This is a genomic window from Arthrobacter sp. zg-Y916 (genome assembly GCF_020907385.1).
Classification (GTDB): Bacteria; Actinomycetota; Actinomycetes; order Actinomycetales; family Micrococcaceae; genus Arthrobacter_B; species Arthrobacter_B caoxuetaonis.
In genome coordinates, this window is the sequence record NZ_JAJJOD010000007.1 from 160,217 (window position 1) to 174,374 (window position 14,158).

General features: G+C 66.7%; 12 protein-coding genes. 7 read left to right on the forward strand and 5 right to left on the reverse strand.

What is annotated here, in order from left to right; all coding sequences use genetic code 11:
- Positions 1–10: 10 nt before the first annotated feature.
- Positions 11–265, forward strand: coding sequence for a hypothetical protein (locus tag LOC59_RS12740; RefSeq protein WP_227897603.1), 255 nt, complete (start codon positions 11–13; stop codon positions 263–265).
- 35 nt (positions 266–300) lie between these two features.
- Here the strand turns inward: LOC59_RS12740 and LOC59_RS12745 are convergent, their stop codons facing one another.
- On the reverse strand, positions 301–2,715 hold the full coding sequence (locus LOC59_RS12745) for a Tex family protein (protein WP_231713742.1): 2,415 nt from the start codon (positions 2,713–2,715) through the stop codon (positions 301–303).
- Between the two features lie 182 nt (positions 2,716–2,897).
- Here LOC59_RS12745 and LOC59_RS12750 point away from each other — a divergent pair, with 182 nt between their 5' ends.
- Positions 2,898–4,574: a thiamine pyrophosphate-dependent enzyme gene (locus tag LOC59_RS12750; RefSeq protein WP_227897601.1), complete on the forward strand. Its 1,677-nt coding sequence runs from the start codon at positions 2,898–2,900 to the stop codon at positions 4,572–4,574.
- Positions 4,575–4,577: 3 nt separating this feature from the next.
- On the opposite strand, the gene LOC59_RS12755 is transcribed toward LOC59_RS12750, so the two are convergent.
- Entirely contained in the window at positions 4,578–4,874 is a 297-nt protein-coding gene (locus LOC59_RS12755) for a DUF503 domain-containing protein (protein WP_229972368.1), read from the reverse strand.
- A gap of 166 nt (positions 4,875–5,040) precedes the next feature.
- Here LOC59_RS12755 and LOC59_RS12760 point away from each other — a divergent pair, with 166 nt between their 5' ends.
- The gene (locus LOC59_RS12760; protein WP_229972371.1) at positions 5,041–5,793 is read left to right on the forward strand and encodes a cytochrome c oxidase assembly protein; all 753 of its coding nucleotides are present in this window, start codon (positions 5,041–5,043) and stop codon (positions 5,791–5,793) included.
- A 4-nt stretch (positions 5,794–5,797) separates the two neighbouring features.
- Here LOC59_RS12760 and LOC59_RS12765 read toward each other — a convergent pair whose 3' ends face one another.
- On the reverse strand, positions 5,798–7,282 hold the full coding sequence (locus LOC59_RS12765; RefSeq protein ID WP_229972373.1) for a CoA-acylating methylmalonate-semialdehyde dehydrogenase: 1,485 nt from the start codon (positions 7,280–7,282) through the stop codon (positions 5,798–5,800).
- A 24-nt stretch (positions 7,283–7,306) separates the two neighbouring features.
- The gene (mmsB, locus tag LOC59_RS12770; protein ID WP_331460461.1) at positions 7,307–8,272 is read right to left on the reverse strand and encodes a 3-hydroxyisobutyrate dehydrogenase; all 966 of its coding nucleotides are present in this window, start codon (positions 8,270–8,272) and stop codon (positions 7,307–7,309) included.
- Positions 8,273–8,441: 169 nt separating this feature from the next.
- On the opposite strand from mmsB, the gene LOC59_RS12775 reads away from it, so the two are divergent.
- Entirely contained in the window at positions 8,442–9,350 is a 909-nt protein-coding gene (locus LOC59_RS12775) for a LysR family transcriptional regulator (protein WP_227897597.1), read from the forward strand.
- A 48-nt stretch (positions 9,351–9,398) separates the two neighbouring features.
- Here the strand turns inward: LOC59_RS12775 and LOC59_RS12780 are convergent, their stop codons facing one another.
- Positions 9,399–10,808, reverse strand: a complete 1,410-nt coding sequence (locus tag LOC59_RS12780; RefSeq protein ID WP_227897596.1) for an MFS transporter — start codon at positions 10,806–10,808, stop codon at positions 9,399–9,401.
- Positions 10,809–11,076: 268 nt separating this feature from the next.
- Between LOC59_RS12780 and LOC59_RS12785 the strand changes: the two genes are divergently transcribed.
- Genes LOC59_RS12785 through LOC59_RS12795 form a run of 3 tightly spaced genes read left to right on the forward strand, consistent with a single transcriptional unit; the run spans position 11,077 to position 14,155 of the window.
- Positions 11,077–12,267 (forward strand): type III polyketide synthase, encoded by a 1,191-nt coding sequence (locus LOC59_RS12785; RefSeq protein ID WP_227917426.1) that lies wholly within the window; start codon positions 11,077–11,079, stop codon positions 12,265–12,267.
- 5 nt (positions 12,268–12,272) lie between these two features.
- Entirely contained in the window at positions 12,273–13,004 is a 732-nt protein-coding gene (locus LOC59_RS12790; protein ID WP_331460459.1) for a class I SAM-dependent methyltransferase, read from the forward strand.
- Positions 13,001–14,155 (forward strand): FAD-dependent oxidoreductase, encoded by a 1,155-nt coding sequence (locus tag LOC59_RS12795; protein ID WP_229972378.1) that lies wholly within the window; start codon positions 13,001–13,003, stop codon positions 14,153–14,155. The genes LOC59_RS12790 and LOC59_RS12795 overlap by 4 nt, the downstream gene beginning before the upstream one ends.
- The last annotated feature ends 3 nt before the right edge of the window (positions 14,156–14,158 follow it).

Consider the following 14,158-nt stretch of genomic DNA (forward strand, 5'->3'; position numbering starts at 1 on the left):
AGGACACCCCATGACTACTGAACCGACCGGACCCGCCAACGACGCCGAGGATCCCCTGGGTCCCAGCGCCCCGCAGCCCGAGCCCACGGGGGCGCCGCGGACGCCTGGAGAAACGGAGCAGCCCGCGGGCAACATCCGCGAGGAACAGGGAACACATGCCGCGGGTACCGTCCCGGCTGCCCATTCCGGCGGAGCTGACGAAGCAGAACACGATCACCGCCGTCCCGAAGACGCACTCCAGGAACCGACCTCGGCCGACGGCTGAGCCCGCGGCGCTAAGCTGCCGGCTCTAAGCCGGCGCTAGGCCAGACCGGCCCGGCGCAGCGCCTCAGCCATCGGCCCTTCCGGCTGCGGGGCGGCCGTTTCCCGGCGCGGCGGGCGGCCTGCCTTGCCTGGCTGCGCCTTGGACGCCGGGGCCGGGCGTCCCGCCCGTGCGGGACGCCCGGTTTCCTTGCGGGTGCTGGAGGGCAGTTCGTCCTCGAGCCGGAGGGTCAGCGAAATCCGCTTCCGCTCGGGATCGGTCTCCATCACCTTCACCTTCACCACCTGGCCGGACTTCACGACGTCGCGCGGGTCCGAAATGAACGTGGAAGACATGGCCGAAATGTGCACGAGCCCGTCCTGGTGAACGCCAATATCCACGAAGGCACCGAAGGCCGCCACGTTGGTGACCACGCCGTCGAGCACCATGCCGGGCCGCAGGTCAGCGATCTTTTCGATGCCCTCGGAGAAGGTGGCGGTCTTGAACGCCGGGCGCGGATCGCGTCCGGGCTTGCGCAGTTCATTCATGATGTCCATGACGGTCGGCAGACCGGTGTTCTCATCCACGAAGGCCGCCGGGTCAAGCCCTTGCAGGTCCGCACCGGCGGGAGTCATCTCTGCCTTGGCCGCGGAGAGGATCCTGCGGGCAATCCCGTACGACTCCGGGTGGACGCTGGAAGCGTCCAGCGGATCGCTTCCTCCGGTGATGCGCAAGAACCCTGCGCACTGTTCAAACGCCTTGGCGCCCAGGCGCGGGACCTTCATCAGGTCCCGGCGCCGGGCGAACGGCCCGTTGGCGTTGCGGTAGGCCACGATGTTTTCGCTCAGCAGCGGTCCGACGCCGGCAACCCGGCTGAGCAGCGCCGGGGAGGCCGTGTTGACATCCACTCCAACGGCGTTCACGCAGTCCTCCACGACCGCGTCCAGCGACCGGTCCAGCCGGGCGGCCGTGATGTCGTGCTGGTACTGGCCCACGCCGATGGACTTCGGATCAATCTTGACCAGCTCAGCCAGCGGGTCCTGCAGCCGCCGGGCGATCGAGACGGCTCCGCGGAGGGAAACATCCATACCCGGAAGTTCGGCAGCAGCCAGGGCGGAGGCCGAATACACGGAGGCTCCGGCTTCGGAGACCACGAGTTTCTGCAGCTTCGCTTCCGGAACCAGCCGCATCAGCTCGGCCGCCAGCTTGTCCGTTTCGCGGGACGCCGTTCCGTTGCCGATCGCGACGAGATCCACCCCGTGTTTCCGAACCAGGTTGCCCAACCGGACCAGTGCCTCATCCCACTTGCGGGCCGGTGCATGCGGGTAGACCGTGTCCGTGGCGACAACCTTGCCGGTGCCGTCCACCACCGCTGCCTTCACGCCGGTGCGCAGGCCCGGGTCCAGGCCCAGGGTGGCTCGGTTGCCGGCCGGAGCCGCGAGCAGGACATCCCGAAGGTTGGCAGCGAAGACCCGGACGGCTTCGGTTTCTGCCTCCTGGAACAACCGGACCCTCAGGTCCACGGAGAGCTTCGCCAGAATCCGCCGCCAGGCCAGCTGCACGGTCTGCTGGAGCCAGGCATCAGCCGGCCGTCCCCGGGCTGCTACGCCGAGCCGGGCTGCCACAGTGTTCTCGAACCGCTGCCGTGCCTGGGCCAGGGCCTGCGTGTCCCCCGGATCGGCTTCCGCCAGGCCCAGTTCCAGGATCCCTTCGCTCTCCGCGCGCAGCAGTGCCAGCACCCGGTGTGACGGCATCCCCGACGGCGCCTGGGAGAAGTCGAAGTAGTCCGCGTACTTCTGCCCTTCTGTTTCCTTTCCGGCCCGGACCTGCGAGCGCAGGCGCCCCTGCTTCCACAGTTTCTCCCGGGCCGTGGTCAGCAGGTCTGCGTCCTGCCCTGCACGTTCGATCAGAATGGCGCGGGCACCGGCGAGCGCTTCGGCAGTGTCCGGAACGCCCTCTCCCAGGTAGCGGCCGGCTTCCTTCTCCGGGTCCAGGGACGGGTTGGCCAGGAGCGCCTCGGCCAAGGGCTCCAGCCCGGCCTCACGGGCGATCTGCGCCTTGGTCCGCCGTTTGGTCTTATAGGGCAGGTAAATGTCTTCCAGCCGGGACTTGGTGTCCGCAGCCTCGATTGCCGCCCGCAGCTCGGGCGTGAGCTTGCCCTGGGCGTCGACAGCATCCAGGATCGCCCGGCGCCGGTCCGTCAGTTCGCGCAGGTAGCGCAGGCGTTCATCGAGTTCGCGGAGCTGGGTGTCATCCAGCGTGCCGGTGGCTTCCTTGCGGTAGCGGGCAATGAAGGGCACCGTTGATCCGCTGTCCAGGAGTTCGACGGCGGCACGCACCTGCCACGCGGCCACACCGAGCTCGGCGGCAATCTGGGCATAAATCTGGGCATAAAGGCGTTCGTCGGTGCTCTGGGCAGAGGAACGGGTGGTGGACACTGGCTGCGGGGCGGCTGGGGAACTCACCCGCCCCATTGTTCCGCATGGTTGGCGCGGGCGGCCACCAGGAGGGGATGAAGGCGCCGGAAGGAAAGCCTTCACATTGGCTCATGATCTGCTGAACCGGCCTGCGAATGGGGTAGAACATAGGGATGCGCCGTCCCGGCCAGTGCCGGCCGGGGAGGGCAGCTCAACGTTTCAAGGAAGAAAGGTCGAAGATGACTCAGATTGCACCGGTATCCTCTCCCCCTGCCGACCGGGCGGAGGTGAAGACCGCCGGCCACGTCATTGTCGACTCCCTTATTGCCCACGGCGTTCAGCGCACCTATGTGGTTCCCGGAGAAAGCTTCCTCGATGTGCTGGACGGACTGCACAACAGCGAGATTGAAACCGTAGTGTGCCGCCACGAGGGCGGCGCGGCCTACATGGCCGAAGCTGACGGCAAGATGAACCAGCTCCCCGGCATCGCCATGGTGACCCGCGGCCCCGGCGCCGCAAACGCCCACGTTGGCCTCCACACCGCCTGGCAGGACTCCACCCCCATGGTCCTCTTCGTAGGGCTCATCCCCTTTGAACACCGGGACCGCGAAGCCTTCCAGGAATTCGACATCAAAGCCTGGTTCGATACCGGCGCCAAGCGTGTGATGGTGCTGGACCACGCCGAGCGGGCGTCCGAGATCGTGGCCGAAGCGTTTTTCGCCGCCATGAGCGGCCGCCCGGGCCCCGTCGTCGTCGGCCTGCCTGAGGACGTCATCCGCCGCGAGGTGAGCCCGGCGCTCCACCCGCCCATCCCCGTTGCTCCGGGCGGTATGACCGTCACGGATTGGAAGGCCCTGCAGGCTGCGCTCAAGGAGGCAGACAAGCCGCTGTTCGTTACCGGCGGCAACGACTGGACCCAGGAAGGCGCCGAGTCCCTCACCCGCTGGCTGGAGGAACACCATCTTCCGGCAGCCGCTGAATGGCGCTGCCAAGGCACCATTTCCTTCGATTCGCCGTCCTATGTGGGCCCGATCGGGTACGGCCGGCCCAAGCCGACCTACGACCTGCTGGAAGAAACCGACCTGCTGGTGTTCGTGGGGACCGTCCCGGGCGATGTGATCACCGACGGCTTCGTGGTGCGTCAGGACTGGGAGAAGAAGAACTTCCTGGTCACCATCGATCCTTCGCTGCGCGGACGCTCCGGCCCGGTGTCCTACCAGATCGTCGCCAAGCCGGATGTCTTCGTCCGTGACCTGGTCATGATGGACCTGCCGGTGAAGGACGAGTGGAAGGCCTGGACCTCCCGCATGCGGAAGGAGCAGGAGTCCTTTGCGGCGCTTCCCCCGGCCGAACCCGGCTCCGGCCCGGCCCGGATGGACACGTTGATGGCCAACCTGGTGCCTACCCTGCCCCAGGACGCGATGATCACCCTGGGCGCCGGCGAGCACACCAACTGGGCGCACCGGTACTTCCCCACCCGCCGCTACGCCTCGATGCTCAGTGCCCGCAACGGTTCCATGGGCTACTCGGTGCCTTCGGCAATTGCCGCGTCCCTGGCGTACCCGGGCCGCCGCGTCGTCACCATCGCCGGGGACGGTGAGTTCATGATGAACGGGCAGGAGCTTGCCACCGCGGCGCAGTACGGTGCCACCCCGCTGGTGGTGGTGATGGACAACCAGGAATACGGCACCATCCGCACCCACCAGGAACGGCACTACCCGGACCGCATCTCCGGCACCCAGCTGAAGAACCCGGACTTCGCGCTGATGGCACAGGCGTTCGGCGGGTTCGGCGTCCGTGTGGAGAACGACGCCGATGTACCGGCAGCGATCGAGGCGGCGTTGAAGGCCATTGATGAAGAGAAGAAGTTCGCGCTGATCCACCTGATCGTGGAGCAGCGGGTCAAGGCGTACTAGGCCCTACTCATCCTCGCTGCTCAGCACCCGCCTCCGGGTGCTGAGCAGCTGCACTTCCGGCCGGTAGGCCACCAGCCGCTCGGCGGCGTCGAGCACCTCGACGACGTGGGCCCGGTCCGCAGACACAATTCCGATTCCAGTCTCCGCGCGACGGTGAAGATCCAGCTGGCCGGTCTCGGCGGCGGAAACAGCGAACCTGCGTGCCAGTTCCGCTACGAGCGGGCGCACCAGCGACCGCTTCTGCTTCAGGGAATGCACGTCGTCAAGCAGCAGATCGAATTCCAGGGTCCCCGTCCACATGCCCTCTATCCTTGCCGGGGATCGGGATCTGTCAACGTGCGGGTTAGGGCAGGAGGGTTCATCGGGGACCGGTGCGGTGTTACGTTCGAAAACATGACGCCGTCCCAGACAGTGCGTTCCCGGACAGTGCGTTTCCCCTGTCCACCGACCCGTCCGGCAGCAGCGCATGCATAACCACGGCGATTTCCCGGCAGAGTCCCTTTTCCTGATACCCGCCGTGGCCGCCGTCGCCGCATATTGGGCCGGTGCCGTCTCGAAGAGGTCCGGACACTGGCCGGCCTGGCGGCTGGTGGGTTTCCTCGCCGGGGTGCTGACGGTACTGCTGACAGTGCTGGAACCGATCGCGGGATGGGCGCATGTGGACCTCACGGCCCTCAGCCTGTCCCACGTCCTGGCCGGTATGGCCGGACCGCTGCTGCTGGTGCTCTCTCGTCCGGTGGCCCTGGCCCTGAAAACGCTCGAGGACGTTCCGGCGTCCCGGCTCCTCCGCCTGGTCAATGGGCCGGCGGCACGCCTCCTCACACATCCAGTAACCGCCACCGTGCTGATTGCCGGCGGAATGTGGGCAATGTTCCATACCGGACTGTTCAATGCGATGCAGCAGTCGATGCCCGTCCATTGGATTGTCACCGTCTATCTGGCGGCGACAGGCTGCCTGTTCACCGCTGCGGTGCTGGGAACCGGACCGGTACGGCACGGTTTTCCGCTTCGGGCCGGCGCACTGTTGGCCGCCGCCGTCGTCCATGCGGGACTGGCAGGCTGGCTGTGGCTGGCGCCTCCGGACGGCGCCGGGAATACCGCTGCCGGAGCGTTGGTGCTGCTTCTCGCGGGCATTGCCGTCCAGGGCATCCTGGGCTGGATCCTGCTGGGGCAGCAGCTGGGCCCAGCCCGGCTGCTGCCCCAGATCCGACGGGCCTAAGCCGCTACAGTACCTGCGGGAAACCCAGGTCGATTTCCGACGTCGCCGGGTCCGGCCAGCGCGTGGTTACCACCTTGCCGCGGGTGTAGAAGCGGATCGAGTCCGGACCGTACATGTGGGTGTCGCCAAAGAGCGAGTCCTTCCAGCCGCCGAAGGAGAAGGACCCCACCGGCACGGGAATGGGAACGTTCACGCCCACCATGCCGGCTTCGACGTCGAACTCGAAGGCCCGGGCCGCACCGCCGTCGCGGGTGAAGATCGCCGTCCCGTTGCCGTACTGGTTCTCGTTCACCAGCTGCACGGCGTCGTTGTAGGTCGGAACGCGGACGACGGAGAGCACGGGCCCGAAAATCTCGTCGTCGTAGGCCTTCATCCCCGGTTTCACATGATCCAGCAGGCTGACGCCCAGGAAGAACCCGTCGCCGTCGAACTGTGCTTCCCGGCCATCCACCACCACGGTGGCGCCTTCCTCAGCGGCACCGGCCACGTAGGAGGCCACCTTGTCCCGGTGCTCGGCGGTGATCAGCGGACCCATCTGGGAGGAGGGATCCGTGCCGGTGCCAATTTTCAAGCCCACCATCCGCGAGCGCACAGCCTCGACCAGGTCATCGGCGATGCTGCCCACGGCCACCAGGACGCTGACTGCCATGCACCGCTCTCCCGCCGACCCGTAGGCTGCGGAGACTGCAGCGTCAGCAGCCATGTCCAGGTCGGCGTCGGGCAGGACTACCATGTGGTTCTTGGCGCCGCCCAGGGCCTGGACACGCTTGCCGTGTTCCGCCGCGCGCCGGTAGATCGTGCGGGCAATCGGCGTCGACCCGACAAAGCTGACGGCCTTCACCTCCGGGTGCTCCAGGAGCACGTCCACGGCTTCCTTGTCTCCGTGCACCACGTTCAGCACGCCGTCCGGCAGGCCGGCTTCGGCGAACAGCTCCGCGATGAACACGGAGGCGGAGGGGTCCTTTTCACTGGGCTTCAGCAGGACGGTGTTGCCGCAGGCCAGGGCGCTTCCAATCATCCACAGCGGCACCATGGCCGGGAAGTTGAACGGGGTAATGCAGGCAACTACGCCAACCGGCTGGCGGATGGAATGCACGTCGACGCCGGAGGCCACCTGCTCCGACCGCTCCCCTTTCAGCGTCTGGGACAGGGCTGTCGCGAACTCGATGTTCTCCAGTCCGCGGGTGATCTCGCCTTCAGCGTCGGAGAGGACCTTCCCGTGCTCGCTGGTCAGGATGGCCGCGAGTTCGCCCTTGCGTTCGGTGAGCAGTTCGCGGACCTTGAAGAAGATGTTGGTGCGCCGGGCCAGGGACGTGGCACGCCAGCCCGGCAGGGCAACGCGTGCAGCCTGGATGGCCTCCTCCACCCGGGACACGGAGGCCAGGGCCACCTCTTTTTCCTGGGTTCCGGTCGCCGGGTTGAAGACCGGCCCGTAGCGCTCTGCTTCCGGGACGTGTTTGCCGTTGATGACGTGCGGTATGCGCTGCATGGGTTCTCGATTCGTTGGGCGCCGCTACGGCGCGGGGACCTGGGCGGGCGTCGTGGTGCCCTGCAGGGAGCCGTCCACGAGTTTCACGATCATGGAGCAGTCCTTGCCGGCCTGCCCGGCGTCGATCAGCCGGGCAAAGAGCTGCTGGACATGCTCACCGATTTCCAGCGGAGTCCCGGTGTCCCGGGCTGCGGCGATGGCGAGGTTGATGTCCTTGTTCGCCAGTTCCGTGGTGAACGTAGGTTCGAAATCATTGTTCGACGCCGCCGTCTCCACGACACCCGGAACCGGGTACCAGGTGCGGAGCGCCCAGCTGTCTCCGGAGGAGACGGAGGCGATGTCCCAGAACACCTGCTTATCCAGTCCCAGCCTGTCGGCCAGGACCGCTCCTTCCGCGGTGGCCGCCAGGTTGATGAACAGCATGAGGTTGTTGCAGATCTTCGCGGCCTGTCCCGTGGTGGGGCCGCCGGTAGGGATCACGTTGCCGGCCATCGGCTCGATGAACACCGCGGCATCGGCAACCGCGTCTTCGGCGCCGCCGACCATGAACGTCAGGGTGCCGGCCTGTGCCCCGCTCATGCCGCCGGAGACCGGGGCATCCACAAAACGGAACCGTTCCGCAGCCGCTGCATCATGCAGCGCCTGGGCGGATTCAATGTCAATCGTCGAGGAATCGATGAGCAGTGTGTCCATCGAGGCGTGGGCCAGGATTCCGTCCGGTTCCAGGTACACGGCGCGGGAGTGCTCGCCCTTGGGGAGCATGGTGAAGACGACGTCGGCGCCGGCCACCGCTTCGGCAATGCTGGCAACGGCCTGGACACCGGCTGCTTCGGCTGCCGCGACAGCCCGCGGACTGAGATCGAAACCGCGTACGTTATGACCGGCCTTGACCAGGTTCGCGGCCATCGGCCCGCCCATGTTCCCCAGTCCAATCCATCCCACTTCTGCCATGGTTAAGCTCCTTTGCTTAGGTCCTGCTGTTGCTGAGATAGGGCTGCGCGTCCGCCGCGGAACCAGACTCGCACCCTGCTAGGGTGCGTTCAAGGCCAGAATGCACAGACCGCATGTGCAGCCGTGCACACCGGTGCTGTTTCCTTCCCGGGAAGCCGCCGGGGTGGCAGCGGCGTCCGGCTCAGCCACCAGGAGGAGGAACACGGTCGTGGAAACTGATCGCCGCCTGCCCAGTCCCGATGACCTGCTCATCCTTCTCACCGTCGCCAGGCTGGGACGCTTCAACGCAGTGGCAGAGACCCTGGGCACCACCCACACCACCATTTCGCGCCGGATTATCGCGTTGGAGAAGCAGCTGGGCGGCCGCACCCTCTCGCGCACCCCGCGCGGCTGGGAGTTGACAGCACTGGGAGCCGAGGCCGTCCGGGCTGCCGAAGCCATCGAAGAGAGCCTCGGGAACCTGCGCTGCGCGCTCGCACGGGATGCCGATCCCCTGGCAGGCCTGGTGCGGATCAGCACCGTTGACGGGTTTGGAGCGGAGTTCGTCACGCCCGCCCTGGTCCGCCTGCAGGCCGAGCATCCGCGCATCAGCGTCGAGATGTTTTCCGCTACCCGCAAGGTGAGCCAGAACCGCTCCGGAGTGGACCTGGAGGTGGTGGTGGGGCACACCGACGTCAGTACGGCGCAGTCGATTCCCCTGGGCCACTACGTGCTGCGGCTCTATGCCGCCCCCGGCTATCTCCAGCGCCACGGGATACCGCAGACGGCTGATGAGCTGTCCGGGCATGGCTTCGTCTCCTACGTTGAGTCAACGCTCCTGGTGGAAGAACTGGGCCACCGGTCCACAGGGCTCCCCGATCCCCGCTCAACCTTCCAGGCCACGAGTATCTTCGCGCAGGTGGAAGCAGTGCGCCGTGAAGCCGGGATCGGCCTGCTGCCGAACTTCATGGTGGCCGGACGGGAGGGATTCGAACCCGTGCTGGCCACTGAATTCGAACGCCGGCTGCCCATCTGGGCCGTAGCCCGCCCGGAGGCCCTGCGTTCACCCCGTGTCCAGGCCGTCGTTTCAGCCATCCAGGCAGAAGCCGCTGCCCGCCAGGACCTGTTGGCCTCCTGACGGACAGCGGGATTCCTGACGGACAGCGGCTTCCGTCCGGCTGCGGGACTAGCTGCCCTGGGGTGTGCCGCGCTCCTCTTTTGACTTCGACGCTGCGAGCAGGTCGGCAGTGCCCTGCGCATCCGCTGCATCGACGTCGTGCAGGGAAATGCCGTTGGTCTCCCGCAGCAGCAGCACGGAGATTGCCGTGACGATGCATGCCCCGAGCAGGTACAGCGCCACGGGAGTGGACGAGCCATAGCTCGCCAGCAGCGACGTCGCGATGATCGGTGCCAGGGAACCGGCCACAATGGAGGTCACCTGGTAGCCCAGCGAGACGCCGGAGTACCGCATCCGGGTCGGGAACATTTCCGCCATGATCGAGGGCTGTCCGGCGTACATCAGGGCGTGGAAGAGCAGGCCGATCGTCACTGCCGCGAGGATCATGAAATCGTTCGCAGTGTCCATCATTGGGAAGGCAAAGAAGCCCCAGGTTGCGCCGAGGATCGCGCCGGCCAGGTACACCGGACGCCTGCCCAGGGCATCTGACATCCGGCCGGCCACCGGCACGGCACAGAAATGGATGAAGTGCGCGATCAGCAGGAGCAGCAGGATCCGGGACGTGTCCGTTTCCACCACGGTCCGGAGGTAGGTGATGGAGAACGTGACCACCAGGTAGTAGAGAATGTTCTCCGCAAAGCGCAGGCCCATGGCGGTGAAGACGCCGCGCGGGTAGCGCTTGAAAACTTCCAGGACGCCGTAGCCCTTGGCTTCCTGCTCCACCTCTTTCTGCGCTTCCAGGAAGATCGGCGCATCGGAGACCTTTGTCCGGATGTAGTAGCCAACCAGCACGATCACTGCCGACAGCCAGAAAGCCACCCGCCAGCCCCAGCCGAGGAATGCCTCATCCGTCAGCGTGGCCGAGAGCAGGAACAGGACACCTGTCGCGAGGAGGTTGCCCATCGGAACCGCGGACTGCGGCCAGCTGGACCAGAATCCCCGGGACTTGTTCGGGCTGTGCTCTGCGACCAGGAGCACTGCTCCGCCCCACTCGCCGCCGACTGCGAAGCCCTGGATGAACCGCAGGGCCACCAGCATGGCCGGAGCCCAGTAGCCGATGGAGTCGAAGCCGGGCAGGCATCCCATGAGGAAAGTGGAAACACCCACCAGGATGATGCTGAGCTGCAGCAGCTTCTTGCGGCCGAACTTGTCGCCGAAGTGGCCGAACACGATTCCGCCGACCGGACGGGCTACGAAACCGACGGCGTAGGTCACGAAGGCTGCAATGATGCCGTCCAATTCCGTCTCGGCATTCGGAAAGAACAGCCGGGCGAAGACCAGGGTTGACGCCGCCGCGTACAGGAAGAATTCGTACCACTCCACCACCGTGCCGGCCATGGAAGCGACTACGACCTTACGCAGTCCTTCGGGGACGGGTGCCTTGGTGCGGCCACCCCTTGGTCGATTATCAGTGCTCATCCACTCGTCTCCTTTGGTGTCCTCGTTGACACTCGGCCAGCAGGCCGCCGCCGGGCGCGGGTCCGTCCCGGCGGAGTAAGGATGAGTATGGTGCCTTGCACGGGACCGCTCAATCGCCAATACCGCATGGCGTATCTGCACAAATGCACAGTGCCCTCAGGTCGGTGGCTTTCCGGGCGGGAACGTCCGGGCCTGGAACAGGGCGGCCACAATGGTCCGGCCACGCCGGACCATTGTGTACTGAAGGTAGTTCCCCTAACAATGGAGGATGCCAGTTACGCTCAGATCCCTAGAAACTGCTGTCCCGCCTACGGTCCTGGTGCAGGACCAGGTCCGCGATGTCTTCGCCGCCCAGCCGGGGCTGACCAGGCTCGGCACGCGATTAGTGAACACCTGCTTCAACTCGGCTGCGATTGAGACCCGCCGGACCGCTTTGGAGGAGCTGACTCTTGCGTCAACGGCGGAAAATCCACAGTTCTTCGATCCGAAAACCGGCCTCCTGCTGATGCCCAGCACCAAGACCCGCAACGACATCTTCGCCGCGGAAGCCACCAAGCTTTTCATCGAGGCGGGCAGCAAGGCGGTGGAGAACTGCCCCGGCATCTCCCCCGAAGACGTCACCCACGTGGTCACCGTCTCCTGCACCGGGTTCTTCAACCCGGGTCCGGACTACAAACTGGTCCGCGCCCTGGGCCTGAAACCTTCGGTGCAGCGTTATCACCTGGGGTTCATGGGCTGTTATGCCGCCTTCCCTGCCCTGCGGGCAGCCAAGGCCTTCTGCGACGCGGATCCCGACGCCGTTGTGCTGGTGGTCAGCACCGAGCTCTGCTCGCTGCACGTGCGTTCCTCCAACGACCCGGACATCATCATGGGATCTTCGCTGTTCGCCGACGGTGCCGCTGCCGCAGTTGTCACCGCACGGGATCTCCCGGGCGAAAACCCGGCGATCGTGCTGGACCACTTCGAAACCACCCTGACCCCCGTGGGTGAGGAGTCCATGGCGTGGAACATCGGTGACCACGGCTTTGAGATGGTCCTGGGAACCTATGTCCCGCACATCATTGACGACCACATCGTCGGCGCCCTGGAACCGCTGCTGGGACATGATCCGTCGCTGGCGGGACGGGCCTACAACGAGATTGAGCACTGGGCCATCCATCCCGGCGGCCGCAGCATCCTGGACAAGGTGGAAGCAAAGCTGGAACTCACCGAGGAACAGCTGGTTCCCGCCCGCGAGACACTGCGGAACTTCGGCAACATGAGCTCGGCCACCGTGATGTTCGTGCTCAAGCACATCCTGGACCAGCCCTTCAACGGGGGTAACGAGCGGATTTGTTCCATGGCCTTCGGGCCAGGTCTGACCGTCGAAACCGGACTGTTCACCCGCGTTGCCGGGACGGCCCAGGCAGCCGCGGCGCAGGCAGCATCGGCAGAGCACGTCCCTGCCGCCGTCGGGTAGCGCCGGTGAGCGTGGTGAGCCCTGACGCTCCTCCGTTCCTTCCGCCGGATCTGAGTACCCGCGCGCTGGATGCGGCCGAGCAGATGGACAGTCCGAACTGTGACCCGGTGCGGCTGGAACGCACCTATGCGCAGTTCCCGCTGATCAACGCCGTCGTCTCCGGATGGCGCCGGAACTACCGCCGCTATGTGCGCCCGGCGCTGGCTGCCCGGGGAGGCGGAACCATCCTGGACGTCGGTTCAGGGGGCGGGGACCTGGCGCGGTCGCTGGCCCGCTGGTCCCGGCGTGACGGCCTTGAGGTGCAGGTCACCGGCATCGACCCGGATCCGAGGGCACACGCTTACGCTGCCTCCCGCAGGCCTGTTCCCGGCCTGGTGTTCCGTCCCGTGTTCAGCTCTGATCTGGTAGCCGAGGGGCAGGTCTTCGATGTCGTGATCTCCAACCACGTGCTGCATCATCTGGACCCGGGAGCGTTCCAGGGGCTGCTGGCGGATTCCGAGAAGCTGGCCCGCGGCCTTGTCCTGCACAGTGACATTGAGCGCAGTCCCTGGGCCTACGGACTGTTCTCAGCCGGCACGCTGCCGTTCTTCCACGGATCCTTCATCCGTGCCGACGGCCTGACCTCCATCCGCCGCAGCTACACCGCGGCGGAGCTGGCTGCCGCGGCTCCCGCCGGATGGGAAACCCGCCGCCAGCATCCCTGGCAAAACCTGCTCCTCTACCGGGCCCGCCGGTGACCGGGAAGCCAGCGGCCGACGTCGACGTCGCCGTTGTTGGCGGCGGTCCCGTTGGCCTGGCCCTGGCCATCCTGCTGCTGCAATCAGGTGCCAGCGTCCGGGTCCTGGAACGCCGGACCGTGCGGAGCAGCCATTCCCGGGCGATCGGCATCCATCCTCCCGGGCTGGCGGCGCTCGAAGGCACCGGCGTCACCGAGCAGCTGACCCGGGAGGGCGTCCAGATCCGGCACGGTGAGGCACGGTCCCGGGAGCGGGACCTCGTCTCCCTGCGTTTCAGCAAGACGTCCACCCGGTACCCGTACGTCCTGGCGCTGCCGCAGGAACGTACGGAACACGTCCTCGAGGACAGGCTTCGCGCCTTGGACCCGCGGGCGCTGCGGCGCGGCTGGACCGTCTCCTCATTGGCGGACGACGGCGCCGGGGTCACCTTGGAGGGGACGTCCGGCGGCGAGCCGGTCCGTCTCCGTGCCTCCTGGGTGGTGGCGGCCGACGGCGCCCGGTCGGCGCTGCGGACCATGCTGGGTGCCGGCGCCCGGGGCAGGCGGCTGAAGGATTCCTACCTGATGGGAGATTTTCCGGACACGACCGGCGACGGTCCCGTCGGTGTGCTGTACCTGGAGCCTGCGGGCATCGTGGAGTCGTTTCCGCTGCCGGGCGGCAAACGGCGCTGGGTTGTGCACACGCGCACGCTCCACGCGGATGCCGATGCAAAGGACCTGGCACGCTTGGTCCGGCAGCGCACCGGCCGTGACATTGATGCCGCCGGGCATACGATGCTGAGCGCGTTTTCCGTCAACACCACGCTGGTGCGGGAGCTGGTGCACGGCCGTACGGTACTGATCGGTGACGCAGCCCATGAAGTCAGCCCGATCGGCGGGCAGGGCATGACCTTGGGCTGGCTCGACGCGGCGGAGCTGGCACCGCTGCTCGCCGCCGGACTGCGCGGAGAGGACATCAGCAGTGAACTCGGGCAGTTCACCCGCCGCCGGCGCCGGGCAGCGCAGATCGCCTCCGCGCAGGCGCAGCTGAACATGGCGCTTGGCCGCCCGCTGCCGGCCGGGGTGATGCAAGCCCGCAACCTGGTCTTGGCATCGTTCTTCCAGTCACGGCGGCTGGGCGATGCGGTGGCCCGAAGGTTCACCATGCAGTAGTCC